Source organism: Pseudomonas sp. ABFPK, from assembly GCF_001586765.1.
Lineage (GTDB): Bacteria > Pseudomonadota > Gammaproteobacteria > Pseudomonadales > Pseudomonadaceae > Aquipseudomonas > Aquipseudomonas asiatica.
Map to the genome: position 1 here is coordinate 1 of NZ_LQXW01000076.1, position 1,232 is coordinate 1,232.

The window sequence follows — 1,232 nt, forward strand, 5'->3', positions numbered from 1 at the left end:
TGAATCGCCCCTGGTTTCGTAGACACCTCCAAGCCTCATAATGAGGCCCAAATAGGAGGTGCCATGAGTCGTCAGCGTTACCCCGAAGAATTCAAGATCGAAGCGGTCAAGCAAGTGACCGAGAAAGGCAATCCTGTCGCCGATGTTGCCCAGCGCCTGGGCATGTCTGTTCACAGCCTCTACGCCTGGATCAAGCTCTACAGCAAACCCCAAGAGCAGCGTCAGCAAGACGATGAGCAGCAAGCCGAACTGCGCAAGCTTCGCGCAGAACTCAAGCGCGTGACTGAAGAGCGAGACATCTTAAAAAAGGCCGCCGCGTACTTTGCCAAGGAGTGCAACTGAAGTACGCCTTCATCAAAAAGCACTCGACGCATTACCCGGTGCGGCGCCTTTGCCAAACCCTCAAGGTGCATCCCAGCGGCTACTACGCTTGGTTGGCCGAACCTCAATCTGCCCGAGCCAAAGAAGATCAGCGCCTGCTTGGCTTGATCAAGCAGGCCTGGTTAGAAAGCGGCGGCGTGTATGGCTATCGCAAGATTCACGATGACCTGCGAGAGCTAGGAGAGATCTGTGGGCGAAATCGAGTCGGTCGCTTGATGCAGGCAGAGGGGCTGCGTTCGCAAACGGGCTATCGCCGTCGTACTGGGTTTTATGGCGGAAAACCAACAGTGGCATCCCCCAACCATCTGGCCCGGCAGTTCAAGGTCAGTGAGCCGAATAAAGTCTGGGTGACCGATATCACCTACATCCGCACCTATGAAGGGTGGCTGTACCTGGCGGTAGTGCTGGATCTGTTCTCCCGCCAAGTCATTGGTTGGTCAATGAAGCCCAGAATGAGCAGCGACCTGGCCATCGACGCCATGCTGATGGCCGTGTGGCGACGCAAGCCACAGCAGCAAGTGATGATTCACTCAGACCAAGGCAGTCAGTTCAGTAGCTCAGATTGGCAAAGCTTCCTGAAGGCCAATAATGTGATCAGCAGCATGAGCCGACGGGGAAACTGCCACGACAATGCCGTAGCGGAGAGCTTTTTCCAGCTTTTGAAGCGGGAGCGAATCCGACGAAAGATCTACGCAACGCGTGACGAAGCCCGAAGTGATATTTTCGATTACATCGAGATGTTCTATAACCCTAAGCGTCGACACAGCAGTGCTATGCAGCTGTCTCCAGTAGAGTATGAGAAACGCTATTTCCTGAGCTTGGAGAGTGTCTAGGAAAGCAGGGGCGATTCA

1 protein-coding gene is annotated in these 1,232 nt (G+C 54.6%); it reads left to right on the plus strand.

The features are described 5' to 3' along the window. Positions 1-63 precede the first annotated feature (63 nt). Positions 64-1,214 (plus strand): IS3 family transposase gene (locus tag WM94_RS26730; RefSeq protein WP_085983004.1). Its coding sequence is split into 2 segments (ribosomal slippage): positions 64-298 and positions 298-1,214, totalling 1,152 coding nucleotides; the frame shifts between segments, so codons are not numbered across the junction. Positions 1,215-1,232: the final 18 nt, after the last annotated feature.